The following is a 23637-nucleotide window of genomic DNA, read 5'->3' on the forward strand; positions in this document are numbered from 1 at the left end:
TACCAAAATGAGTGCCGCAGCCGCCGCTGCGCTTGAACAAAGCCGTGTCAGAACGCCTTCGGACAGCTGAAGTCGGCCAGGGCTGGCAAAAGGAAGGGATTTGCCGCCGGTCCGGTCTGGATCATGTAAGCGACGTCGCGTCCACCGATCACGAAGCGGGCTTCGCCGCTGGCGGTGATGGTCGCCTTGTCCAGCAGACGTTTGAACGCCCACGGTCCCTCGAATTTGATAGCCGAGTCGCGGCCGGGCATTTGCGGCATCAAGGTGAGGCTGGCGGAAGCCGAGGTAGTGCTGTTTGGCCACGTCACCGTGCTCGGCGCGTTGCCCGTCTGACTGCTCTGGATGGTCTGGCCGTCAATGTTGAGAACGGCGTTGTCTGCGTCTCCATTGAGCGTAGACGGCGTGATGGTCATCGAAACCGAGGGCACAGAGCCGCCGGACGGAAAGAAGGCGCTGCGGATCTCTGCGGCCGACTGAAAGGATTTCAGGGTCGACTTCGCCAAGTCGTGGCCGACGCGGGCATCCTGTCTCCAGGTCCATTCCTGGCCGCTCATGTCGATGAGCGACGCAAGGTTTTGCGCAAAGAAACGGTCAATCAGCCCGCCCGGCGCGAAAAGCTTCGCGAAATCCGCTATCGAGATCTCTTGCGTGGCGTCCCTTGCGAAGGGATAGCGACCGCCGACCGCCTCCTCGCAGGCTCGTGTGACCGTCTGGTCGAGGTTCTGGTTGAGGTTGGCCAGCGAGGCTTCGGCGACACTGCCAGCAAACTCGTCCGCTGCCGCGTTGACCATGCGCGCAAGCGGCTTCGGAAGACGCGAGACATTGGCGCGCAGCGTGGAGATCTGCAGCTGCAGGTTGGCGTTGAGGCGTTCGGTTTGTGAAGGATCATCGGCCGAAAGCCTCAGGCTTTGAAAGATATCGCGGAAATTCCGCGTCAACGCATCGATTGGCCGCCCTCCGTTGGCGCCGCTGACCAGGGACTGGAACGATCGAAACTGCGCCTCGACGTTCGCACCGGCACTGTGTGCGACAGCCGAGCCAGAGCCGGCACGGCTCTGCGACTTGCCGCCAGCGATCTGCAGGCCGATGCGAGCGAGGCCTTTGGCCATGCTGGCGAGATCCTCTTGCGCCGCGCCGCCTTCGCCCTCGACCATCTTGTCCTTTGTCAACGCGGTCTCGTCGGCGATCGCCGTGGAGAGCTGAGCAAGAGGCGAGTCCGGCGCGGCGAGAGCGGAAAGCGGCAGATATCGCGGCTTGTCTTCGAGCAATGCCTTGAACATCAGCTGGTCAAGGACGCCGTTCCACGCGGCGGAGAATTCCTTGCCGTAGCGGTCGATCAGTTCTGGACCGAGCTTGGGCAGATCCTGGTCGATGCCGCCCTGTTCCCCGCCGCCGCCAAGCACCCATTGGTCATTGACGAGGATTTGCGCGATGCGCGAGAGCTGCGGCAGTAAGAAACGGTTGAAGCCATCGCGCGTGTAAAGCCCGGGAACGTCGAGATCCGCGAGATCGCCGCCATCCGCGCGTTCGAACACGAGCTGTGCCTCAGGGCCGGCTTTTGCTGCGACTGGGAAGCTCTGCAGCCTTGCCGCGTAGACCGCCGACCTGATCAGCGCTGAAGCGCGGTCGGCAAGGCTCATGCGGCCAAGCGAGCGCTGCGCGGCTTCGATCAATGGCTGGTTGAGCTCGAAGACGGGATCGGAGGCGTCATCCAGGGCAAGCATCGCGCGCAGATGCTTTTCGAGCTGCGCGCGGCCCTCGCGGTTGTTCTCGCCCGGATAGCGGTTCACTTCCCAATCCTGCTTCATCCAGGAAACAATCAACTCGTTCTCGACCTTCGGAGCCTTTCCGCCGAGCATCAGATAGATCTTCAGCGGCTCGTAGAGTGCGATTGGATCGGCAATCTTGGCCTGGATGGTCCGCTCGGCCTGCACCAGGAGGCGGGAGCGGAATGTCCGCTCGAGCGCTTGTCGATAGGCATCCTTGGAGGCCGACAGCAGCCTGTCGCGCTGGCCAAGCCCGAACGTCTCCTCGATCGGCTTTCCCTGGTCGCCGGTCTCGAATCCCGCTGGCAGGTTGCGCAACTGGTCGAGCGGGCCGATGACATTTTCGAGGTCGACGTCGCTCACCATGGTGCTCTTGAGCAGCGCATCGGCGCTGTCGCGATAGTGGGCCATGGCCTGCCTGGTGGACGTGATCAGGGACTGGTTGGCGAAGAAGCTCAGCCCAAGCACGCCGAGCGCCGTCAACATCGCCAGCGCAATCGCGGCGAGGCCACCAAATCTCGCAAGTCTGGCGCGCCGTTCGGCCGCCCGGTCGAAAGATACCCAACCTGATTCCGGGAAGATCACCTTGGTCAGGAGATCGTGCAGGAAGAAGCTCTTGCCGGTGCCCGAAAGATGCGCCTGCGAGGCGGTGCCGAAGCTGCGCCCGATTGTGCCCAGTACCTGGTCGAACGGTGTTCCTTCCTGAGTACCCGAAGAGAAATAGAGGCCCCGCAAGCTGACATTCACCCGCGATCGGGAGGCATCGAACAAACTGCCGATGAAATGCGCGGTCCGGTTCCTGAGGGCGCCGAACTGCGCCGGGAAGTCGAAGATGGCGATGCGCGCCACCGGGTCGGCCTCTTCCTGCAAGCGCTCGACGAGTTCTTCTGCCAAGCGCTGCGCCAGGCCGTCGAACTCAGCCGCTGCCTCGCCGGCCATGTTCCTTGTGCGATCGGCGGTCTGGAACGTCGCGCCCCATACCTGGCGCCTGCGCACGTCATCAAAGCCGCCGAAATAATCCATGAAGCCCGACAAGAGGTCGGCTTTGGTGAAAAGCAGATAGACGGGAAACTGGATCTTGAGCGTCTCGTGCAATTCGCGCAGACGGCTCCTTATCTCGGTGACATGCGCATCGATATGCTGGTCGTCGAGGCTGATGAGATCGGCGAGGCTGATGGCGAGGATCACCCCGTTGATTGGTTGCCTGGGGCGGGTTTTCTTCAGCAATCCCAGGAATGCAAGCCAGCTCCCCTGGTCGCGTTCGCGGTCCGATTCGTGCGTCGTGTAGCGGCCGGCCGTATCGATCAGCACGGCTTCATCGGTAAACCACCAGTCGCATGACCGCGTGCCGCCGACGCCAGTCACCGGCTGGGCGTTGCCGGAGCCCGCAAGCGGAAAGTTGAGGCCGGAGTTGACCAGCGCCGTCGTCTTGCCGGCGCCTGGCGGACCGATGACGACGTACCAGGGGACATCATAAAGGAAGTTGCGCTTGCGGCTGGTCCGCCTGAGCGTCGCGATGGCTTCGCTCATGCGCGCTTCGAGCATCAGTGAATCGTCGTTGCGCTCGTCGTCGCGCGCAATGGCCGTTTCGAGCGCCTGTTGCGCCTTGCGTCTTTGCCAGAAGCCAATGCCGTAGAAAGACGCAAGCACGATCGCGGTCGTGCCGATGATGAGTGCCCTGAGCCACACCGACCCAAGCGGGCGGGTGTCGGCGAAGCGGATCAGGGGTCCGGCATACCAGACGGCGGCCGAGAAGCCGACCAGGGCAAGCGCGCTGAAGATCCGCAGCACCCAGCCGATCAGCTCCTCGCCGCGCCGGCTCATAACGCGTCCTGCTTTGGGAGTATCACGTCGACGCGGCGGTTCTTGGCCCGGCCGTCGGCGGTCGCATTGTCGGCAATGGGTTCGTCTTCGCCCTTGCCTTCGACGCTCAGGCGCGACGGGTCCTTCAATTGCTTGGCCATCATGGCCTGCACCGCTTTTGCACGTGCAACAGAAAGGTCGAAATTCGACTTGAATGTGCTCGACTTCTTCGGCTTCACGTTGTCGGTATGGCCGACGATTTTGATCGGTCCGGGTTCGGCATCGAGCGCCGAGGCGATGTCTGTCGCGATGGGCTGGAACTGTGCCGTTACCCCGGCCTGGCCGGGCACGAACAAGAGCTGGCTGCTGATCTCTACGACGATGAAGTCGCCCTTGGTGCCGACGCTCAGTCCACCGCCCGCGACCTCCTTGGCGAGTGCGGTGCGGATGCGGTCGATCTGCGTGGTGTTCGCAGGCGTAGGTGGTGGCGGGTCGGCTCGCGCCGGCTCGGCGGGCGCCTCTACGCTGGCCCGTTCAATCATAACCGGACTGGATGGATTGAGCGCCAGCAACTCGCTGGCAGTGCCATCGCCTTCGTCGGTGATCAATATCCTCAGCCAGAAAAAGGCTACCGTCACCAGGGTCGCGGCGGCGGCTGCGATCGCCCACAGCGGCAGCCGCCCTGCTGGCCTGGGCATCGCCGCCGCCATGCCTTGCCACCTGGGCGAAATCTCGTCTGCGGCACGCGGCCTAAAATAGCGCAGTGTGTCGTAGACGTCGCGCCGGACGCGCTCGAGTGTGTTGCGCTCACCCGACAATGCCCGATACTGGCCTTGGAAGCCCAGCGAAAGGCAGGCATGCATCAATTCGAGCAGGTCGCAATGCCCTTCAGGCTTGGCGAGGATATTGTTCAGCGCCTCGTAAAAGCCCGTCCCTGTCGGCTGCGTGTGGAAGAACTTCATCACCATACTGTGCCGCAGCCAGGTATGTTTGTCTGGCCAGGGCAGATTGCCGATGAGGTCGTCGGCGGTTTCGCAAAGCGCAAACTTGGCGATCCGCGCGTCTTGTTCGGCAATTCCGGCTTTGGCCGTGGCACGGTCGAAGCTATCGATGTTGTCCGCGATATGCTCGGCTAAAGCGGCCGCTTGGCGTTCGACCGGCATCAGCCGCAACTGGCCGAACAGCATGAGCAAGGGGGCTGCGGTGGCAAGGATGGGATTGGCCGCGGCATACTTCACGCCAGCGGTGGCGTGGAGCAAGGCATCCTGCTGCAACACCGGTCTTTTTGCAGCAACCGCTTCGTTGTCCTGAACAACCACGGTTCCCGACGACCAGCCGGGGGGCAACTGCCGGCCGGCGCCGGGGTCGAACACTGTCGATTCCCTGGCGGGTGAGGGGAGAGGGGGCACGCTTTGCAGACCGGAACCAGCGGGAGCCACGAGCGGCCTTTGCCTTGGCCGTGGCACGCGGATGACGGTTTTATCCGGAGGCTCGGAGGAATCATCCTTCGAGCTCATCGGCGCACCACCGACGAAGTCCAACGGGCGTCTTTCAGACAGGAGGAAAGCGGCATAGGAGGCTCAGTATCAGCAGCGAGCCGGATGGAAGGTCTGATTTTGCCGAAACATGACATTCCTGCACACGCCCCAAGCCGCGCCGCTTGCCAGCTTGGCAAGCGGTCCTATGCCATTCTAGTCGCACAGGAAGCCGATTGAAATCGGAAAGCAGGATGTCAAGGAAGCGGCTTTTCCATGAAGTTGCATATTGAGTGCTACCAACGCCATCTGGCGCGAGGCTATTTCTGCTTGCCAGCCTTGGCGTAGGCTTCGGCGAAATAGGCAAGAAAGACATCCAGCATGCCGTTTTCGTGCTTGTCTTCCATCGTCCGCCACGTCGCGACGAGCGCATCCCAGGCTTGGCTCTTCCTGGATGAAAAGGAGGCAGGCGGGATTCTTCTGGCGATTGCCTCCGGCGACAGGTCGTCGAGCAGCCTTGAGAGCGCGGCCTGCATGGCTGCGTAGGTTGCGATTTCGTGGGTCTTCAGGTCGTCGAACGCATCCTCGATGCTGCGTCTGGCATCCAGATAACCCGCCCGCCGCTTGGCAAACATGATTTCCAGCATGTCGTCGGTGCCCGGCACGAATTTCAGCGGGTTGTTGTCCGCGGCGCCGATCATCGTGCGATGCGCGCTCTTGGCGAGCACCTTGGCCGCCGCGCGCGCCTTGAGCAGCAAGGACAATTGCTCGACTGTGGTTCGCAAAACCGCGCCGATCTCGGCAGCGACATCATGCGGGTCGCGCGACGCCAACAGCTCCGGCGACAAGCCGGCCGCCCTGGCGATATCACCAAGTATCCGGTCGGCTTCCGCCGGCTGCTTGACTGGGACATCAGGGCCGGGGCTCGGCGCCGACGACATCGACATTTTCGCTGCCTGGCCCGGGCTGTGTTCTGCCGGTGTGGGCAACGGTGCGCTGCCGGGCTCAAGCGACCGTCCCGTCGAGGCCGGCAACTCGCGTTGCGTCGAGCCGGTACTGGCTTGCGGATGACCGGCGCCAACGCGCTCTTCGTCGATCGAGACAGTGATGACATACTGGCCGATCAGCAGCCGGTCGCCTCGGGCTAATCGATGGGGCGCATTCAGGCGCTGGCTGGAGCCGTTGACGAAAGTGCCGTTGCGCGACAGGTCGTATAGCCAGAACGAGCCCGTCTGATAGCGGATTTCGCAATGCCTCCCCGAGATGAGTTTGGCAGGGTCGGACAGCGTCCAGTCGCAGTTTTCGCGCCCGATTTCGAAGCCGCGGTCGCGGGCGGCATAGCTCGTCGCGACCCCTGGCGGCAGCCGGTCGACATTGCTGATCTGAAGCGAGATGAACATTGAAAGCCACTGTCCCCTGAACCCAAGGCATTCTAGCAGCTTGCCGGCGCAGTGGGAGAGGCGCCTTCCACGAACAATGCTCGCCAGGTTCATGCGTTGCTTTTATTTGGTCTCCGTCGAAGATATGCTAGCTTGCGGCGGTCAGATGCTGTGAACGTGATGCCGTTCACGGAGCGGGGCTTCAATCCATCATCCCGGCGGCCGCGTCGAGGAGGGGCACGACCCATGCCGAATGAACGTGCCACGGTTCTACAGACGCCGGTTGGGGCCGATGTGCTGACCTTTACCCATCTCGTCGGCCGGGATGAGATCAGCCGATGTTTTGCCTATACCGTGGGGTTCGTCAGCAAGAGCCGTGAGATCGATCCGCTGAAGATGCTAGGCGGCGTCGTTTCCGTCGAAGGCGAATCCGATCCAAAGCGTTGGTTCAGCGGTCTGGTGTCAGACTTCAAACTTACCCGCATAGAGGATCGGTTGACCTATTACGAGGCCAGTGTCAGGCCATGGCTCTGGTTCCTCGGCAACACCACCGACTGCCGCATTTTCCAGAACATGACCGCTGTCGAGATCGTTGAAAAGATCTTCTCGAAATACGGCATCGCCAAGTTCGAGAAGCGGCTGCAGGGGTCTTATCCCTCGCGCGAATATTGCGTGCAGTACGATGAGAGCGATCTCGATTTTGTGCAGCGGCTGCTCGAGCACGAAGGGATCTTCTATTTCTTCGAGCACGACGAGGGCAAGCACACGCTGGTGCTGTGCGATGCCATGAGCAAGCTGAAGCCGGCGCCAGGCTACGACAAGGTGCTTTACAATTTCGAAGGCCACGGCTCGCGCCGTGATGTGGAATACATTACCGAATGGATTCCGGGCAGCGCCGTGCGTCCAGGCGCCTACGTTCATACCGACTATGATTTCGAGAAGCCCGGCGCTGACCTGATGGCGAAATCCGCTCAGCCCTTCGCCCATCAGGAGGCTTCGGGCGAAAACTACCGTCAGCCCGGCGCGCATCTCGATGTCGGGCGGGGCGATAAGATTGCGGGTATCCGCCGTGAGGAACTCCAGGCTGTGCACCAGCACAGCACGGCGGTGGGAACCGTCCGGGGCCTTTTTTCAGGCTGCAAGTTCACGCTCGAAAGTTTTCCTCGCGACGACCAGAACCAGGACTATCTCGTGACCAGCGCCGACTACCGGCTGTTCGATCCGGGCTACCGGACCCAAAACGAAGCCCACAGCGAGAATTTCAAGGTCGTGCTTGGCATCGCGCCCACCAAACTGCCCTACCGGCCGCCGCGGATCACGCCGCGACCGCTCATGCGCGGGCCGCAGACCGCGACCGTCGTGGGCCCGTCGGGCGAGGAGATCTTCACCGACAAATATGCTCGGGTGAAGGTGCAATTTCATTGGGACCGCCTCGGCAAGAAGGACCAGAACTCGTCTTGCTTCGTGCGTGTGTCGCAGACCTGGGCCGGCAGCGGCTGGGGCTTCATCCAGATCCCTCGCATCGGCCAGGAGGTCATCGTCGATTTCATCGAGGGCGATCCTGATTTGCCGATCATCACCGGTCGCGTCTACAACGCCGCTGAGATGCCGCCCTACGGACTGCCGGCCAATGCGACACAATCGGGCTGGAAGTCCAACTCGTCAAAAGGCGGCGGCGGCTATAACGAACTGATGTTCGAGGACAAGGCCGGCTCCGAGCTGGTCAATTTCCAGGCGCAGAAGGACCACCATCTGCTGATCAAGCACGATCGGAACAAGACCGTTCAGCACGACCAGTCCGACCGCATCGACCACGACGCCAAGCACTCTGTCGGCCATAACCTTGACGAGGACGTCGGCAACAACAAGACGGTCAAGGTCGGCGTCGACCAGACCACCAACATCGGTAGCAACGACACCGAGACCGTGGGCGCGAACCGTTCGCTGACGGTCGGCGCCAACGAGACCATCCATATCGGCGCCAATTCGTCGGAAACAATCGGGTCCAACCATTCTCAGACAGTTGGCCTGGTGCAGACGGTGACGGTGGGCGCGGCGCGAATCGACACGGTGGGCGCCACCGAGACAAGAAGCGTCGGCGCGGTGCAGACGAACACCATCGGCGCATCGAGAAGCGTCACCGTGGGTGCGGGGCAGACCCACAGCATTGGAGCCTCGGACAACTGGACGGTCGGAGCCAGTCAAATCGTACAAGTCAGCGCCGACCAGAACTTTGACGTTGGCGGAGCGCAGGCCCTGCAGATAGGGAAATCCCGAGCGACCAAAATTGCCGACGACGACGCCGCCGATGTCGGCGGCGGCCACAATCTGAAGGTGGGTAAATCCAGTGCGGTCGACGTCGCCGACGACGGCAGTTTCAAGATTGGGAAGAATTTCGCGATAGACGCCGGCGACTCGATTTCGCTGACATGCGGCAACGCATCGATCACGATGAAAAAGGACGGAACTATCTTGATCAAAGGAAAAGATATCACGGTCAGCGGATCCGGTAAGATCAATATCAAGGCGTCGAGCGACGTCACCATCAAGGGATCGAAGATCCACGAAAACTGACGGTGGTTTGGGTCGGGAGAGGCGGCGCTGTGCTCTTCGCCGGTTTGCCTGTCCGGCCCCGGCGATGCGATTGGCTGGTTGCCTAAAATGACGGTGCTGGAAAACATTGTCGGGGAACATGCCGAGCGCTCCGCCGCCTTATGGGCGCAGCGGGACAGTTTGGCGCTCGACGATCCTCCCGATCTGAACGCCGTAAGGGCCATCGATGACAGACTGGAAATTAATCTCGATGGCCTGAGGGTTGCTGGCCTCGCAGCTTGGCCGTGCGTCCTTTCTATGGACGAGGAAGCGCCTGGCAAAGGCGCGCTTTTTGTCGTGTCTTGGACGGCTTTCGAATTCGAAACCGCCGATCACGTCGCAAAAGTCGTCGAGATCGGTCGCACCGCAATCGATGGTCCGGCTGGCTTGCTTGGCGCCTTGGCATGGCACGAACCACGCAAGATTGGGGCATGGGTGCGGACTTGGATTGATGAGGGCGACTCGTTCAAAAGGCTTCTTGGAATGTCGGCCTGTCTGGCACACCGCGTCGATCCAAAGCAGGTGCTTTTGCTGCGACTTCGCGACCCCGAGACATCGGTTCGTATCGTCAGCCTTCGCCTCGCCGGAGAGCTCCGTCGTGCCGATTTGACGGCCGAAATCGCGAATGCGCTTACGGATGAAGACCAGCAGGTGCGTTTCTGGGCAGCCTGGACCTTGAACGAACTCGGCCAAAGCGGTCCGGGCCTTGCGGAACTTAGAAGGACGGTTGAGCGAGGTGACCACAATGGGGTGCTCGCTCTCCGAGCCGTAGTGAAGGCGACTCCCGTCAAGCAGGTGCGAAGCTGGATCGGAACTTTGCTCCGCCTGCCGCAAAGCGCCCCTTTCGGCGTAAGAGCAGTCGGCATGCTCGGGGATCGCGCTATCTTGCCGTGGCTGATCGAACAGATGGGCTATCCCGCCCTTGCCGTGGCGGCAGGCGCATCGCTGTTGGAATTGTTTCCAGAGTCGCGGTGGGTGGGCGATCTCTTCACCAACGATCCAGACGCGGCGGGCACTCACTTCCGGGAGTATTTCGGCGACAGGATCGCTAGGGTGCCGCTTAAGGACGGGGTACTAGACTGGGCGCGACGACAGGGCTACGTCGAATGACGTGGTTTTGCAACGACGTAGCGTCAATCCGCCGGATGCAAGCTATTCGAAGCAGCGAGCCGAGCTGTTGACAAGCGGAGTCTCCGGCGCGCCTAATGCCAGGTCCAAAGCGGCGCCCCGTCTTGCACGCAGCGTCCCCTGGGCGAAGGTCTGCGCCAGAGTCTCTGCCCCTAGAGGCTTGCCATGCAAGTATCGCATGCCCTGACCAAAATTCGTTTGGTTTTGCCGCCACCATGCTCGAATCTTACCGACATCTGGCCAGACGAGGTTCTCGTCGCGAGAATAGCCGGGCGGCAGGTTTGCGAGGTCCATGTCTCCAGGCGCCTTAACATGCATTGCTCGTTCCTCAAGCGAGATCCCGGTGATGGTCGCGAAACTTTCGCCGGCCAGCCGGGACAGATCGTGGTCGCGCATTCGTGTAGTCAGCCAAGGTACAAAGATGGGGTCCCCGACAACGGCTGCCCCGGCCGCGATCAGCCTCTCCTTCGAACGATCGCCTCGCAGTCCCAAAAGCCATTCCACGGCGTTTTGATGATCGGCTGCGCGCAGCATAAGTTGCGCGCCTTTCCAGCCGATCCCGTCCGCGCTGGCGTGCATGCGCAGGACCTCCAGTGCCTCACATCTGTCCCCTAAAAGCACGCAGGACCAAGCTGCCCAAAAGCCACATGTCTCGTCGGGGTCATGGAGAGCTGCCTTTATGTCTGAGAGTAGGTCGACGCGCCCAATCTCCCCCGCAAGGCGCAAGGCTCTGGCGCGCACTGCGGGGACTTCGTTGAACAAATTTGACAGACGGGTTGCCGGATCGATGCGACGAACCGAACATGCGGTTATCCCAAGCAGGCGCCTGGAAGGGAGCGGGTCCTCCAACAGCCACGGGATCCATTTCTGGACACGATGCGGCTCTACCCAGCCCAGCGCCGATACGACGGCGCGCAACAGCTGTGGTGATGCCTCGGCAAGATTGAGGATGTAACCGATCCGGTTTTCTGACATGCTCTCGAAGGCGAGAACAGCGGCCACGAAAGTCTCGCCTGGCTCATGATACCGGTCGAAAGCCGTCTCAGCGGCTTGCCACCCCCATTCGCCAGCAACACGCAGACCATCCACATGCGCCTCGATCCGATCGTCCACCCGTCTTAGATTCTTGAGATGCTGATCGGGAGCATCGACTGCTCTGTCACGTTGCAACCAGAGGAATGCCGCGTCTTCGGCATGTTGCTCGACGATATGCTCAATAACGTGGGGTGACATCCGAGGCTCTAGTTAAGCTGGATCGAGCCTCCTTTGATCTTGTTGGGACCGGACGAACGGCTGAGGATATAAGTGCCCCTCAAGATTATCTTGCCGGTGCGGGTCAGTGTAACGCTGGCTTTGCCGCAGCGAAGGACGATTTCGCGCTCAGCACAAAGTTCCAGTCGCTCGCCATCGAGGGTTGCGGCCACGTCCTCGGCGTCAAGCGGCTTCGGATGCTGCAGGCGCCCCAGGATGATCGCCTGGTCCGGATCGCCACCCGCGAACATCACCACCACGTCGGCCCCAAAGTCCGTGGGCTCCAGCAAGATCGCTGCGCGAGCGATTGCTACCCTTGGTTCGATTCCGTCGGGAATTGATACCATTGCTTCGCCGGACTGGTCGCGTCCGATGAAGGTACCGATGATGAGGCCATTGCCGAGATTGCTGCCAGCGCTCGAAAAATTTGGGCGATCATTCATCGTGCTTAACCCCTTTCCAGACTTGTCCAAGCATAGTCGCGCACGAAAAACCAGGCAACTCCGCAAGGCTCACGCGGCCAGCGCGGCATCGGGAGCCGCCATTTGTACACACAGAACGTAGTTTTCCATTGTGCTGTATTTCACCTGCAGCGAATATTCCACGAAGTGCCAGGTTGCATAGCCGTCGAACTCTTCGTCCAGCAATTGATCCGGGGCACGGCCGATCTTTTGCGTTACCTGTTCTGGCGAGTCGTCGAACGAAAGCTCCTTCGGCAACTCCCCGGGCCAGCGTGCACCCTCTGCCTCGTGCTCCCGGTAGAACAAGACGTTTGCGAGCGACTGCTCGCGACCTCCACCGAGATAGCGAAAGCGTAGCTCTATGCCGAAGTGCCGTGTGAGGCTGGCGACCGAGCCGGTTTCGTCTTCCTCCAGATTCTGCTCCAGCCGTAACGGCGCAAAAGTCAAACGAACCTCGGGATCCATTAACGGCTTGGCCATCACGCGCGCGATCTGGGCGATGCTTGGAACCAGGGCGGCATCGTCGGCGTCGGCTGGCATGGCAGGGGGGCGCAGAAGGCAGAGAACAAATCCGATCCGCGCGCCATCATCGACGTAGCTGACGGTCACCCGACACTCTGGCAGTTCCCAGGTGTCGCGCAGATAGGAGCGCCGGGTCGGTTCGTAAGTTGCGAACTTCGCCCTTACACCCTTCCTGTCATCGTCAGGCCCGATACTGAACGGCAGCCGTCCACGATACGGCTTGACGTCGGCATGATTGCGGTAAAAGTACACCTGCGAGAGCACCATGGGTTCGGTCGCGGCATCGAAATCATCCTCGCCCAGCAAGTATGCGCGCGCCACGAACCCGAGTTCCACGCCAAGCTGCAAATTGGTCAGCCAGTCTTCGGCCGAAAGTATCCGACCATCGTCGCCTTCGTCTATGTCCACCGAGGGCTGACGAATAATCTTCAGGCCGGCGAGAAGCGCCTGCACGTCGGGGTCGGTCGATAGTCGACCAAGAAGGTAAACTGATCTGCTGAAATCCATGAATTATGATCGCAATCGCGGTTTAAGCGGGTTCGGGCAGACTCAACATTAGGGCCTCGATCGAGGACCTGTCGCCCGTGTATTGCGCGGTGAGGGTGAGATTGTCTGATATGATCCAGCGGTCCCAGCCGATGTCGCTTTCTGTTTCACTTGGTTTTCCAAACTGAGCGCGCAAATCGGCCTGAGAGGAATCTCTTTTGATGCCGTACGGCAGTGGTCCGCCGTACGGGGCCGCCTTGTTCTTCTCCAGGCGGAGAACCACTCCGGTAAGGACGCAGTTGCCGGATCCGACTGGCGGCAGGTCCTCGAAGAGCTCAGCGTCCTGGAAATTCACGGTCATGCCCGTAATGTCGACGAGAAGATCCAGTTCGTCGCGAGGCATGACAAGCCTCTTGGTGACCCCAGCCGAGCGCAGCAGGGCTTTCACGGCCGGGTCTTCTGCGGTATGACCGAAAAGGCCAACCCAATCTTCGTAGTTCGTCTGAGCCATCGGAGTTCACCCTGTTGTGTGACTACTTGCATTCGTTCACGGCATCTCTGATCATCTGATCGAAGTCGAACTTCTTGAGTTCCTTCACCGCCTCCGCATAAGCTGGACCGCAGTCGGTGGTGTCCAGATGTTTCTGCAACGCCTTTGTATCCCGATTGACGGCCGCGGTCATGCTTTCCTTGGATTTTGCGTCCTGTCGGATTTGCGTCTTGGTGTTCTTGCTGCCGCAGGTCTTGCTGAACCCGCGATGGGATTTGCGGGGGATCACTATCGCCATGCCACGCGATTCGATCTTTCCTTTTGCGCATTCGTAAACGGCTGCAGACATTGTGTTGAACATGACTTTGGCTCGCTTGAAGAGCGTGGCCTTAGCCGGAATATGATCGCGTTCCCACACTCTCGAACCATCGGCTCGGCTCGCCTTGCCGTCGTTCTTGAGGCCGCCATAGCTTCCCACCTCGCCGCACTTGTGCATCGGCTTGGTGTCCGGAGCCTGCTTGTTTCCGGTCGAGGTGGCGGAGTTAGCTCCCATTGTTGGTCATCTGATCGCCGAGCAGTTGGATATTCTTGCCTTCTGCCTTCACGTCCATCGAGCCCGGCGCAACGAACTCGGTCTTTCCTTGCGTAGCCGACGATACCACGCCTCCGCCGGTGCCCTGGCTCGCCACGTCCGGCGACGGGGCGCTCATGTAGTAGCTGCCTTTAATGGCTATTTTCTTCCCTTCGATCATTACCGTCGAGGTCGCGTCCGACAACCGGTCGGCGGAGCGTCCAAAGTTCGGTAGTGGAACAGGCACGAACGGCGCTGGCGGCCCTGGCATCTTGCAGACATTGGGCACGTCCGCAGGTGCCATATCGATACTTCCCTCAGTCACCGGCGTCTTGGGCGGATTGACCCCAACTGAAACCATCACGCGCCCTTTCTTGGGTTGCTAGGAAAGTCCAGCAGCATCACCGCCCGCTGGCCGCCTTCGGATCCGGCCCAGAGCGCCGCCCGCGAACCCCAACTGTAACCCTTGCTTGCGGCGGCGTGGGCAAGCGCCGCGAACAGCGGCCCCGACGCGGCGCCGACATCGCCCCAGCAGTCGGCCGGATGCAAAAAGTGCGTTGCCTGATCTGAAAGATGCTGTACTCGCAGGATTGAGTAGACCAACTCCTCGCTGCGGTAACGCTGGCCGTTGAGATCGCAATATGTATCGGTGATCTTGCGGTGGTCGCTCTCGATGGCGGGGCCAAGTCCAAGGAAGGCGGAACTCAGCCCCTCCCCGACGCAAACCTCCTCCCTGCCGTGACGCTTGATAGTAATCCGCTCGGGCGCGGCGCTGACCGCGGTTAGGCGTCCCAAGAGTGCCAGGCCCAATTCTGATATCAGACTTTTGCTTGCCAGCAGGCAGGCGCCCGCCGCTTCTCCCGGGAAGAAGCCGTCTCGATTCGCCTCGGATTTGAGTTGCCCCGTCTCATCCATCCATTCGAGGGTCTGGTACTCGTGATAGGAATCCACCCCTGCTACAACCGCCAGATCCGTCTTGCCCTCATCGATCGCCTTGGCGGCGACACCAAACGCAAGCATGCCGGCAGCGTGTCCGTGGGCAAGGTATTGCACGCGGATATTCGCCGAGCCGAATCGTCCCATCACGGCACGGCCGAGCGTTTCGGCGACGCCGTCCGGCAACCCCGGCCGTGGCTCCGGCGCACAGATGATCAGGAGCGTTCTCAGGGCGTTAACTGATTGCGTCGCTGCTTGCGGCAGTTGCAGCAACGTTGAAAGCAGCAGTTCCTTCATACGCTCTGGCAGCGGCATATCAGGGCCCATGACCGCATCCTGCGCCAGTCGCATGGGTTCGCCATTGCGGTCGACGAAGAACGGATGCTCGGAAATTCCTGATATCCCCGCCCTCACCGCCGCCGCCGCGCTTTCTGGGCGCAGGCCAACCGGAGTCCGCGCTGCAAGGCCTGCCAGCCAAATTGGCGTCCGAGGGAAATAAGCTGCGAGGCTTGGCGGGGACATCGTCAATACCATCACATCAGCTTTTTCAGGCGGACAGTGGTTTGATCAAGATAGTCGATGTCCTTGTTGCATACGAGCCAACTTTGCCAGGCAATAACCACGCGCGGGGCATCCGGCTCTAGGATCACGGTTGCCAGCGTGCCCCGAGTATGAATCGTCTCGCGTTTAATGCGGGTGGTGAAGCCGAAGACCATTCGCGGCAGATGGAAGCGTATCGGGCCGTTGGGCGAGAGATTGATGATGTGGACGGGCTCGCCGCCGCGCAGGTAGCCGGCTACTTGTTGATCAGGCGGCGCACAGCAATAGTAGTGGGCATCGAGATCTTCCGCCCAGAGCGGGAAGCGAGTTTTCTGCCAGGCCTCATCATAGGTTCCGGCGAGTTCCCGGCGTGGTGACCAATGACAGGCCACGGCGTTGAAGCCAGCCGGTGCCGGGCGACTGGCGACGGACGAGACCAGGTTTGCAGGATCTTCTATGTTGGGGAGCGGTCGCCCGAGACAGCCATTTGGGTTGGAGATGAAGCCCTGCCCAACCGGATTCCTGGCTTCCAGTCGATGATCCTTCGGATTGCTGGCAGTACGATCCCAGCCACCGAAAGCGCGCTCATACTGAATCGGCATCGTGACGAACGGATCAGGGCTCGCAATAACGCGCTGTCCGGCAAGGTTCACGGTCCACCAGCGATTGCCGAAAACCTGCAGGCGCTTTTGCACCGGACCAACCTGAAATCCAACGTCGAGCTCCGTGGTCGGTCTACCATTCGGTGACCAGGCGGTGCCGTTGACGAGCACGTCAGTGCACGGCTTCACCCCAAAAAAATCGGCCTCATAGATCAGGCTTTTCTCATAGTCGCCGTCGAGGGGCTGCCCCTGTATAAACGGTGACACCTGATCGTCCGAGGGTCGCGTCCTTCCGTCCGGCAGTATATCGAAAGTGGCCTTCACACAGACTAGCCAGATCTTGTTTGCGGCCTTGTCCTGAACCCAGCTGCCCATAGCCGGGAATCCTGTGGTGTTGGAGACCTCCCACATCAGCCGGTCTTCCAGCTGCAGGCCAGCACCTGCTCGAGCCCGGGCCGCGGCGCTTGTCTGTCGACGTCGAAAATGTCCGTGTATGTGGTCCACATGACAAGATCGTCGATGAGATCGTCATTCTGTTCGATCAGCGGTACGGGCAGGGCTGCAAGCCGGGCGTCCAATTCGTCCGGTGTCAGCTCCCCCCGTTGCGCCGCAAAGGCCGCTTCCTCGATACTGTCGAACCAGGTGTCCGCGTAAGCCAGCTGAAGCGGAGCCGCGGCAAGCTGCGCCACGACGGTCAGCGGGAATTGCCTTCCAACCCCGTCGGCGCTCTGCAGGACGACGCCCGCCGAGGCGCCGAAGCAAGCGGGGCCAGCGAGAAAGCGAAGCGCTTTATCGTGCGGCCAGGCTTCCGAGCCAAACATCGGCACGATGTGCTGCGCCAGCCAGCGGTCCCATGTGCGCACAAAATCGCCAGGCAGCCGCCGGGTCACGAAATCGCCAGTGGTGGGCATCTTGCCGTAGAAGCCGGGCACGATCAGATCTGTGGCGGACATGTGAACTTCTTGAACATTTCGAGTGTGTATGGGTTCTCGACACTGGCGGCCTTGAGCTCGAAGTCGGCCCACATCCCCTTCGCGCCGAGCCGCAGACTGTAGACGTCAGTGAGCTTGGTCGCCGCGAAGCGGCCGCCGCGCAGCATTCTGAGCCAGGCCCAGCTGCCGGTTTCGTTGAGCATCACTTCAGGCGAGCCGTCGACCGGCTGGAAGGCAAGCGAGATCACCCCGGTGCCGTCCTTGCCGGGCCACGTCATCGGCTGCGGCCGGGTGGCATTGTTGTAGTAAACGAGGTTCTGGCCATCGAGGTTGAGCGTGACCCGCGCCGCGCCGGGTGCAAGGTCCTTGGGTTCCAGGGTGAAATTCATCACCGGGCCGGTGCCGCCTGGAAACAGGTCGTCGCGGATATGCCTGGCCTGCTCGAAGGCTGCGAGCGCCGCCGGGTCGAGACCGAAATCGGCCCGCCATTTCCACGGCTCGCTGGCGGTGTCGACGTAGTTGATCAGATGGTCGTTGATGAAAGCATCGATCAGGCCCGTCGGCCCGAACAGGCGCTGAAAGTCGCGCACATTAACGTCGACCGCGCTGTCGGCGCTGAATGGATAGCGGTTGTTGAGCGCCGCCTGGCAGAAGGGGAGTATGTCGGCCCGCCAGATGGCATTGAGCTCGTTGGTTACAGCCTTCTGCGACAGGCCACTGGTGTCGCCGGCAATACCGCCCAGCCAGTCGTTGACCGGCGAGGGCAGGATCTGTGCTTGTCTCGCAACCGCGCCCGTCAGTTCGGCAAGGCCGCCCTGCTTCTTGATCGCATCCTGGGGGTTGGGATTGGCGGTGACCGTCTGCAGCACGTTCGACAGCGCGGTCAGGGCCACGATCGCCGCGTCGAGCGCCGGCGGCTGGCCGTCGACCTGTGCGATGGTGCCTTTGAGCGGCTTGAAATGGTCAGCCACCAGGCTGCCGGTCATGTCCACCTGGTTGGCGGAGCCGGCGCGAGGCAGGAGCTTGGCGCCTGAGGTCACCACCTTGCCGAGCTTGCCAAGCTTGCTCAGCAGCTTCGAACCGGTCTTGGCGGCAGCGCCGCTTTGGCCCTCGGCCGGCGCCTCGTCGGAGCGGGTGAGGTCAGTCTCCTGCACCACTGCCGTCAACAGGCGCTTAAGCGCGGAGTCGGCGCTTGACAGATCCTTGAGGTTCTCACTGGCAACGTTGAGATCGGTCAGCGGTGAAAGCCGCATGTCCCGCAGGAAAGAGTCCCACTGCGCGATATAGTCGTCGTAGTAGAGCTTCAGGATGTCCTGGGAGAGGGCCGAGACCGACGTCTCCGAATTCTCCGCGCAGCCGCCGGCAAACACCGCTCGGTCCAACGCGGCCTGGCCGGCGACATCCTCGACTCGGTCGAGGATCGCGTCATGGAACCCGGCATAGGTATAGGGGCCCGGAACGCCAACACGCAGTGTTTTGTCGGAACGGCGCGCAAACACCTTGGCGCCGTTCGGCCCGGCGAAATTGGCCGGCACCCATTCCTTGACGGCTGCTACTTCCGGGTCGGCCAGGAGTTGCCTGTAGGCGCGCTCGGGCAGCGAGATCGTGCACACGGTCTTCAGCGCCTCTGCGACCAGTTGCTTGTCGGGGGCGATGTAGCTGTCATCGACTGCCATGCGGCCGATAGCGGCAAGCTGGTGCTCTTCGGCGTCGGCCGTGGGGAAGGGCGGCGCCGGCGCGAATTGCGGCAGACTGTTCACCCACCAGTTCTGGACGAAATCGGTGTCCATTTGCGACAGGCCAGTCATCATCCGGTACGTCTTCAGCGCGCCAAGCATGAAATCCGGATCGCGGATTTGCCGCCACATCGTAGCCTCGAGCAGGGCGACCATATGCGGCTCGAGCACGTTGCGCAGGGCATGGTCGTAGGTATCCGTCTGTGCGCGCATCAACTCCGCCGACGCGGTCGGCCCGAGCAGGTTATGGACGCCGTCTGGCGGCGGCGTTCGTGCCGTCGCGACTGCGCCCATCGCCGCCAGCGCGCCATCCAAGGTCGGCTGCTCGACCGCAGCCGGCATGGCGGCCACCTCGGTGAGCGGCCGCTGTAGGGCTTCGAACTGGCCAGCCTGTTCGGCGATCGCATTGCGGTTGTCGAGGTAGGACCAGGTGAACAGGCCGCCGGCCAGCAGAGCCGCGAGCGCACAGGCGGCGGCAGCCCCGCGCCAGATCCAGGCGCGGCGACGCTGCGCCAGCGGATCGAACGTACCAAGGCCGGCCTCCTTGAAGATAACCTCGGTCAGAAGGTTCCTGAGGAAGAAGCTGCGCCTCTCGACCCGCGCCGCCGGCATGGCGCGGCGCGGCGGCAGGCCGAAGGAGGACGACAACGCCGCGGTCAGCCGGTCGATGGGAGCGCCTTCCTGGGTCGCCGATGTTAGATAAAGGCCGCGCAACCAGGCGGCTTCCTCATAGCGGCTTTCGCCGAATATTGCCTCGATCAATGTCTTGATCGGCTCGCCGAGGCTCGCCAGCTGGGCTGGAAAGCGGAAGATCTCGGCGCGCGAGGCGAGCTTGTCTTCGTCTTCCAGGCGTGGCACCAACCTCCGCTCCAGCTCGGTGGCGAGCCTGGATAGCTCCGCCTGGATCGTGCCGGCGTTGACTTGGGCCTCGAGCGGAAAGGTTGTTCCCCATACCTGCTCGCGCGCGCTTGTCGACAAGCCACCGAAGAAGGCTTCGAAGCCTTTGATCAGATCTGCCTTGGTCAGCATCAGGTAGACGGGCAGGCGGATCTCCAGCCGATCATTCAGCTCGGCCAGTCGGCGGCGGATCTTGCGGCCGTGCGCCTTGATCGCTTCCTCGCCCTCCGAGAGCGCGTCGATCGACAGGGCGACAATGACGCCGTTGAGCGCTCGGCGGCCGCGGTGCTTTTTCAAAAGGTCAAGGAAGCCCAGCCATTCCGCGGCATCGACGTCCGGCTGGCTCTCCTGCTGGACGTAGCGGCCTGCGGTGTCGATCAGCACCGCGTTTTCGGAGAAGAACCAGTCACAATTGCGCGTGCCGCCAACGCCTTGCAAATCATCGGTGAGGTCGATCGGAAAATTGAGACCCGATTGGCGCAACGCCGTGGTCTTGCCGGTGGCCGGAGGTCCGACGATCACATACCACGGCATCTCGCGCAGGAACTTGCGTCCGCCGAGCTTGCGCCGCTTGAGCTCGGCCATCACCTCGCCGAATTTGGCGCCGACGGCTGCAACGCTCTCCTCGCCAGGGGTGAGCTGTTTTTCGGCTACGGGAGCTGCGATCTCGGCGACAAACATGCGATTGGCGCGGATGGCGCGCCGTTGCGCGATGATCAGCCAGATCAGCCATAAGATGATCAGTCCGGCGACAATGGCGATGCGCACATTGTCGGATTCGAATGGCGCGTAAGGACCGACCCTTACGATCGGGCCGAACACCCAGATCAACAGCGAAAGCAGTGCAATGCCGATCAGGGTCCACAGAAATCGCGAGGTGACGACCGCCCACAGGAAGCGCAGGATGAACATCTCAGAGCCTCTTCTCGACCAGGACCTCAACGCGCCGGTTGAGCGCGCGGCCCTCGCGCGTCGAGTTGTCGGCCACCGGATCGGTGTCGGCGCGGCCTTCGGAATGGATGCGCGCCTGTGGCACGCCAGCCTGCACCAGGAGGTCCCCTATGGTCTGCGCGCGTGCCTCCGAGAGCCGCTGGTTGCTCGCCAGCGGGTTGGACCGCTGCAGGCGAACATTGTCGGTATGGCCGATGATGGTGATGTTTCCAGTCAGCTCCTGGTTGGCGAGGATCACCTTGGCGATCGAGGCGATCAGCGGCTCATAGCCTTGGGACAGTGTCGGCCGCGAGGACTGGAAGAGCTCTGGGTTGGAGGACTGGATGATCAGCTTGGCCAGCGAGACGCTTTCGGTGCCGCTGAGCGCGCCCTTGAGGCTTGCCGGCGCTTCAGCCTTGAATGCGGGCAAAAGCGCGAAATCGACCGCCTGTGGCGGCTCAGGTTCGGGCGCATCCTGCTTTGGTGCGGCGCGGGTAACGTCCGCGCGAGATGCCGGCGGCAGGGTGCGCACCAGTGCGGACAGTTCAACCGCCTGGCTGCTCAAGCTCATCGATAGGCCGATATAAGCGGCGGCGGCGATGGCAATTGCAGCAAGGGCCATCACCCATATCGGGACGATGAAGCGCTGTGGCTCGTCGGAAGCGATTACGCCTTTCCAGTTCGGCGATAGCGGCGCGCCGTCCGCGTCCGCATTGCGCAGGACGCGCGCGGCTGCCACACGCACGCCATTGAGCGAGCGGTCGCCGGCTCGGCCGGGCACCCGATACTTGCCGCGGAAGCCGAGCGCCAGGCAGTAATACTGAAGCTCCAGCATCTCGCGGTCGCGGTTGGGATGGCGCTCCAGCTCGTCAAGGCGGGTGAAAAACTGGGTGCCGGCATCGACGTCGCCACGCAGCATGACCACCAGCGGCTGGCGCGGCCAGGCGCTGGCGCCGCCCCATGGCGTGTTGAGCGCAAGGTCGTCGAGCAATGCCGCCACGGCCCATGCCGCCTGATCGGCGCGCTCCAGCGAGGAGCCCGCTGCCATAACGGCGTCGCGCGCCTGAACCAACTCGTCGAGCAGGCGTGTGCGCATTGCTTCGGGGTTTTCCGGCGCCAGAGCGCTTTCGAGCTCGGGGGCGAATTCGAGCAGTGGCGCGAAGATGTTGATGAGCGGGTTGGGATGGAAGCGCGCCCTCTTGACCGGAGCGCCTGGCGTCAGCGGCGCGAGCGGTCGCGGCGCAACGCCCGCCAGCCTGATGCGCGTGCGCTCGCGATCCTCCGACAGACCGAAAGGATCATCCCGGCTCATCACCTGTTCACCGAATAGCAGTCGACCTGGGGCTCGCTGTCCAGGACACCCGACACCCCAATGACGAATCCGGGCGCGTCCAGCAAGGAGGCCCAATGCTCGCTCTTCTGATCGAGCTCCAGGCACAGCCGGTCGCCATCATAGGGAATCTCGCGTGGCTGCGAATGGAGCGGTTTGAGCGGGATGCCCGGCAGGCGCGACTTCCAAAGCCCTTCGAACTGGTCCGCGGCGCCGACTGTCGCCTGGTTGACGAAGATCTTGCGCAGCGCGTCTTCCGAAAGCTCCGATCCGACGCGGATGACGATCCGGCTGGCGAGCAAAAGCTTGGGGTTGTCGATGCGTACTTTCCAGACATTGGTTGCGTGCCGCATCACCGGCAGCGCGCGCGATTTCGGTTCGATGTAGCGCAGGCTGAGGATGAGCGAACGCAAGGCGTCGGCCAGTGCCATATAGGCGGGGCCGGGGGCCATGTGGTCGTAGGCCGGCAGGTCGCCGAGCCGGCGCGAGCTCGAGCCGTAGGTTGCCATCTCGCCGGCGAGTCCGGCAAGTTCGAGATAGAGTTCGGCGGGATGAAAGACATCCTGCGCCAGCATATGGGCAAGGCGCGGGCGAGCGGCATTGGCCAGGTGCAGCATCAAGAGGTCTTCGACGCTACGGCCGGCGCCGCCCATCACCATCTTGCCATGCGCTTCGCCGATCTGCTCGAGGCCGGTGACGACCTCCTGCAGCAATTGCCTGTACCAGTGGACGGCGCCGGTGATCAGCGTCGGCGGCAGGAACATCTCGTCGAGCGAGATGCCGCCGTCGGCGCGTACACCTTTTATGTCGGCGATCGGCAAGGCGGTATAGCCGCCGACCGATTTGCCGGGCGCAAGCAGCGCCGCTTGCGGCCTTGCGATCTCGATCTCCTCGGGATCGCCGCCAATTTGGACGGCATCGCGCACCGATACGATCTTGCCGTGGTAACGCGCGCCCGTCGAGGCCGCATGCGCCGGGTCGAATCCCACGCCTCCGGGGGGCTCGAGCGGCAGTGCGACCAGCACCGGCCCGGCGCCCGTGTCGGGCGTGACCGGTAGCGGCTTCGGCGCATCCATCAGGTCGGGAATGGAAAAAGGCGTGCCGTCCGGGAAAATGCCCCGGGCGGACACGATCGAAACCTGACCGGCGTCGAGCAGCGACTGGTCGAGGGCCAGTTGCTGGAACCCGAAAGTATGGAGCTGGCCGGCCCGCAATGCGCCGCGCACCATGCCTTCGAAGAACCGATCCTGCTGCTGGAAGTGTTGGGTCCTGAGAAACAGGCCCTCCGACCACAGCACCCTGTTTGCATCGCTCATGCCGCTACTTTCTGCATGCAACTATATGCTGCCTTACCGCTAGGCGGAAATGCCGCCCTTGCCCAGGCTGACGTTGACGGTGAATTTCGACCCTGGCGACACCGACTTGGTGGTGCGCCAGTTGCGTCCGCCTGGCTCGCGGATCAGCGCCACGAAGCCGAGCGCCGTCGCATTCGGCTCGACCGTGATGGTCTTGGCCACCGTTTTGCCAGGCGCAACCGAGATCGCGTCGGAGCCGATGAGGTCGGCACCGAGGGCCGAGCCCGCGTCGCCCTGCAGCGCGAAATAGTCGGCCGAGTTGAACTTGCCGGTGCTGGCAAGCCGCATCACCAGCACCGTTACCGGCCGGTCGCCGCCGCCCGGCCCTGGATTCATCCCCGCACCGCCGGTCACATTGACGGAGATAACCGATGGTTTCGGCGGGCCGCTCTGGCAAGCCGCAAGCAGCCCCGTAGCGCCGAGGGCAACGACGAATTCGCGTCTGTCGATCATGT

General features: G+C 62.3%; 18 protein-coding genes. 2 read left to right on the top strand and 16 right to left on the bottom strand.

From position 1 onward, the window contains the following. Positions 1–47 precede the first annotated feature (47 nt). From tssM (FJ527_RS26980) to tagH, 3 genes are all read right to left on the bottom strand, one after another. Positions 48–3590 carry a type VI secretion system membrane subunit TssM gene (tssM, locus tag FJ527_RS26980; RefSeq protein ID WP_181166505.1) on the bottom strand — a complete coding sequence of 1181 codons (3543 nt, stop codon included), beginning with the start codon at positions 3588–3590 and terminating at the stop codon, positions 48–50. After that, positions 3587–4942, bottom strand: a complete 1356-nt coding sequence (gene tssL, locus FJ527_RS26985) for a type VI secretion system protein TssL, long form (RefSeq protein WP_348642626.1) — start codon at positions 4940–4942, stop codon at positions 3587–3589. The genes tssM (FJ527_RS26980) and tssL (FJ527_RS26985) overlap by 4 nt, the downstream gene beginning before the upstream one ends. Before the next feature lie 422 nt (positions 4943–5364). Then, positions 5365–6444 (bottom strand): type VI secretion system-associated FHA domain protein TagH, encoded by a 1080-nt coding sequence (tagH, locus tag FJ527_RS26990; protein WP_140824479.1) that lies wholly within the window; start codon positions 6442–6444, stop codon positions 5365–5367. Between the two features lie 225 nt (positions 6445–6669). Here tagH and tssI point away from each other — a divergent pair, with 225 nt between their 5' ends. Then, positions 6670–8997: a type VI secretion system tip protein VgrG gene (gene tssI / locus FJ527_RS26995; RefSeq protein WP_140620129.1), complete on the top strand. Its 2328-nt coding sequence runs from the start codon at positions 6670–6672 to the stop codon at positions 8995–8997. Between the two features lie 87 nt (positions 8998–9084). Continuing rightward, positions 9085–10125, top strand: coding sequence for a HEAT repeat domain-containing protein (locus FJ527_RS27000; protein WP_140824480.1), 1041 nt, complete (start codon positions 9085–9087; stop codon positions 10123–10125). 42 nt (positions 10126–10167) lie between these two features. Here the strand turns inward: FJ527_RS27000 and FJ527_RS27005 are convergent, their stop codons facing one another. The 13 genes from FJ527_RS27005 to tssJ are packed head-to-tail and all read right to left on the bottom strand — an operon-like array spanning position 10168 to position 23635. Next, positions 10168–11376 (bottom strand): TIGR02270 family protein, encoded by a 1209-nt coding sequence (locus FJ527_RS27005; RefSeq protein WP_140620078.1) that lies wholly within the window; start codon positions 11374–11376, stop codon positions 10168–10170. An 8-nt stretch (positions 11377–11384) separates the two neighbouring features. Continuing rightward, positions 11385–11867, bottom strand: coding sequence for a DUF6484 domain-containing protein (locus FJ527_RS27010; RefSeq protein WP_140824481.1), 483 nt, complete (start codon positions 11865–11867; stop codon positions 11385–11387). 39 nt (positions 11868–11906) lie between these two features. Further along, positions 11907–12884 carry a hypothetical protein gene (locus tag FJ527_RS27015; RefSeq protein WP_140824482.1) on the bottom strand — a complete coding sequence of 326 codons (978 nt, stop codon included), beginning with the start codon at positions 12882–12884 and terminating at the stop codon, positions 11907–11909. A 22-nt stretch (positions 12885–12906) separates the two neighbouring features. After that, a complete protein-coding gene (locus FJ527_RS27020) occupies positions 12907–13374 on the bottom strand; it encodes a hypothetical protein (RefSeq protein WP_140620072.1) in 468 nt (155 codons plus the stop codon). A gap of 22 nt (positions 13375–13396) precedes the next feature. After that, positions 13397–13906 (bottom strand): hypothetical protein, encoded by a 510-nt coding sequence (locus FJ527_RS27025; RefSeq protein WP_140620070.1) that lies wholly within the window; start codon positions 13904–13906, stop codon positions 13397–13399. Then, positions 13896–14285 carry a PAAR-like domain-containing protein gene (locus FJ527_RS27030; protein WP_246673924.1) on the bottom strand — a complete coding sequence of 130 codons (390 nt, stop codon included), beginning with the start codon at positions 14283–14285 and terminating at the stop codon, positions 13896–13898. The genes FJ527_RS27025 and FJ527_RS27030 overlap by 11 nt, the downstream gene beginning before the upstream one ends. Next, positions 14285–15394 (bottom strand): beta-ketoacyl synthase N-terminal-like domain-containing protein, encoded by a 1110-nt coding sequence (locus tag FJ527_RS27035; RefSeq protein ID WP_246677824.1) that lies wholly within the window; start codon positions 15392–15394, stop codon positions 14285–14287. Before FJ527_RS27035 ends, FJ527_RS27030 begins: the two co-directional genes overlap by 1 nt. Then, a complete protein-coding gene (locus FJ527_RS27040; RefSeq protein WP_140620064.1) occupies positions 15394–16413 on the bottom strand; it encodes a DUF2169 domain-containing protein in 1020 nt (339 codons plus the stop codon). Before FJ527_RS27040 ends, FJ527_RS27035 begins: the two co-directional genes overlap by 1 nt. Further along, the gene (gene tagF, locus FJ527_RS27045; RefSeq protein WP_140715972.1) at positions 16413–16955 is read right to left on the bottom strand and encodes a type VI secretion system-associated protein TagF; all 543 of its coding nucleotides are present in this window, start codon (positions 16953–16955) and stop codon (positions 16413–16415) included. Before tagF ends, FJ527_RS27040 begins: the two co-directional genes overlap by 1 nt. Next, positions 16937–20479: a type VI secretion system membrane subunit TssM gene (gene tssM / locus FJ527_RS27050; protein ID WP_140824483.1), complete on the bottom strand. Its 3543-nt coding sequence runs from the start codon at positions 20477–20479 to the stop codon at positions 16937–16939. The genes tagF and tssM (FJ527_RS27050) overlap by 19 nt, the downstream gene beginning before the upstream one ends. Position 20480: 1 nt before the next feature. Beyond that, positions 20481–21809, bottom strand: a complete 1329-nt coding sequence (gene tssL / locus FJ527_RS27055; protein ID WP_140824484.1) for a type VI secretion system protein TssL, long form — start codon at positions 21807–21809, stop codon at positions 20481–20483. Continuing rightward, a complete protein-coding gene (tssK, locus tag FJ527_RS27060) occupies positions 21809–23143 on the bottom strand; it encodes a type VI secretion system baseplate subunit TssK (protein WP_140824485.1) in 1335 nt (444 codons plus the stop codon). The genes tssL (FJ527_RS27055) and tssK overlap by 1 nt, the downstream gene beginning before the upstream one ends. A 39-nt stretch (positions 23144–23182) precedes the next feature. Further along, positions 23183–23635, bottom strand: a complete 453-nt coding sequence (gene tssJ / locus FJ527_RS27065; protein ID WP_140620055.1) for a type VI secretion system lipoprotein TssJ — start codon at positions 23633–23635, stop codon at positions 23183–23185. Between the last annotated feature and the right edge of the window lie 2 nt (positions 23636–23637).

It is taken from the genome of Mesorhizobium sp. B2-4-18 (genome assembly GCF_006441385.1).
In the GTDB taxonomy this organism is placed as follows: domain Bacteria; phylum Pseudomonadota; class Alphaproteobacteria; order Rhizobiales; family Rhizobiaceae; genus Mesorhizobium; species Mesorhizobium australicum.

What these genes read in the sequence shown, in the direction of transcription:
- tssK (WP_140824485.1), bottom strand. Translation starts at nt 23,143, where the DNA reads ATGAGCGATGCAAACAGGGTGCTGTGGTCGGAGGGCCTGTTTCTCAGG.
- FJ527_RS27015 (WP_140824482.1), bottom strand. Translation starts at nt 12,884, where the DNA reads ATGGATTTCAGCAGATCAGTTTACCTTCTTGGTCGACTATCGACCGAC.
- FJ527_RS27040 (WP_140620064.1), bottom strand. Translation starts at nt 16,413, where the DNA reads ATGTGGGAGGTCTCCAACACCACAGGATTCCCGGCTATGGGCAGCTGG.
- FJ527_RS27005 (WP_140620078.1), bottom strand. Translation starts at nt 11,376, where the DNA reads ATGTCACCCCACGTTATTGAGCATATCGTCGAGCAACATGCCGAAGAC.
- tssI (WP_140620129.1), top strand. Translation starts at nt 6,670, where the DNA reads ATGCCGAATGAACGTGCCACGGTTCTACAGACGCCGGTTGGGGCCGAT.
- tssM (WP_140824483.1), bottom strand. Translation starts at nt 20,479, where the DNA reads ATGTTCATCCTGCGCTTCCTGTGGGCGGTCGTCACCTCGCGATTTCTG.
- tssJ (WP_140620055.1), bottom strand. Translation starts at nt 23,635, where the DNA reads ATGATCGACAGACGCGAATTCGTCGTTGCCCTCGGCGCTACGGGGCTG.
- FJ527_RS27025 (WP_140620070.1), bottom strand. Translation starts at nt 13,906, where the DNA reads ATGGGAGCTAACTCCGCCACCTCGACCGGAAACAAGCAGGCTCCGGAC.
- tagF (WP_140715972.1), bottom strand. Translation starts at nt 16,955, where the DNA reads ATGTCCGCCACAGATCTGATCGTGCCCGGCTTCTACGGCAAGATGCCC.
- tagH (WP_140824479.1), bottom strand. Translation starts at nt 6,444, where the DNA reads ATGTTCATCTCGCTTCAGATCAGCAATGTCGACCGGCTGCCGCCAGGG.
- tssM (WP_181166505.1), bottom strand. Translation starts at nt 3,590, where the DNA reads ATGAGCCGGCGCGGCGAGGAGCTGATCGGCTGGGTGCTGCGGATCTTC.
- tssL (WP_140824484.1), bottom strand. Translation starts at nt 21,809, where the DNA reads ATGAGCCGGGATGATCCTTTCGGTCTGTCGGAGGATCGCGAGCGCACG.
- FJ527_RS27030 (WP_246673924.1), bottom strand. Translation starts at nt 14,285, where the DNA reads ATGGTTTCAGTTGGGGTCAATCCGCCCAAGACGCCGGTGACTGAGGGA.
- FJ527_RS27020 (WP_140620072.1), bottom strand. Translation starts at nt 13,374, where the DNA reads ATGGCTCAGACGAACTACGAAGATTGGGTTGGCCTTTTCGGTCATACC.
- FJ527_RS27035 (WP_246677824.1), bottom strand. Translation starts at nt 15,394, where the DNA reads ATGGTATTGACGATGTCCCCGCCAAGCCTCGCAGCTTATTTCCCTCGG.
- FJ527_RS27000 (WP_140824480.1), top strand. Translation starts at nt 9,085, where the DNA reads ATGACGGTGCTGGAAAACATTGTCGGGGAACATGCCGAGCGCTCCGCC.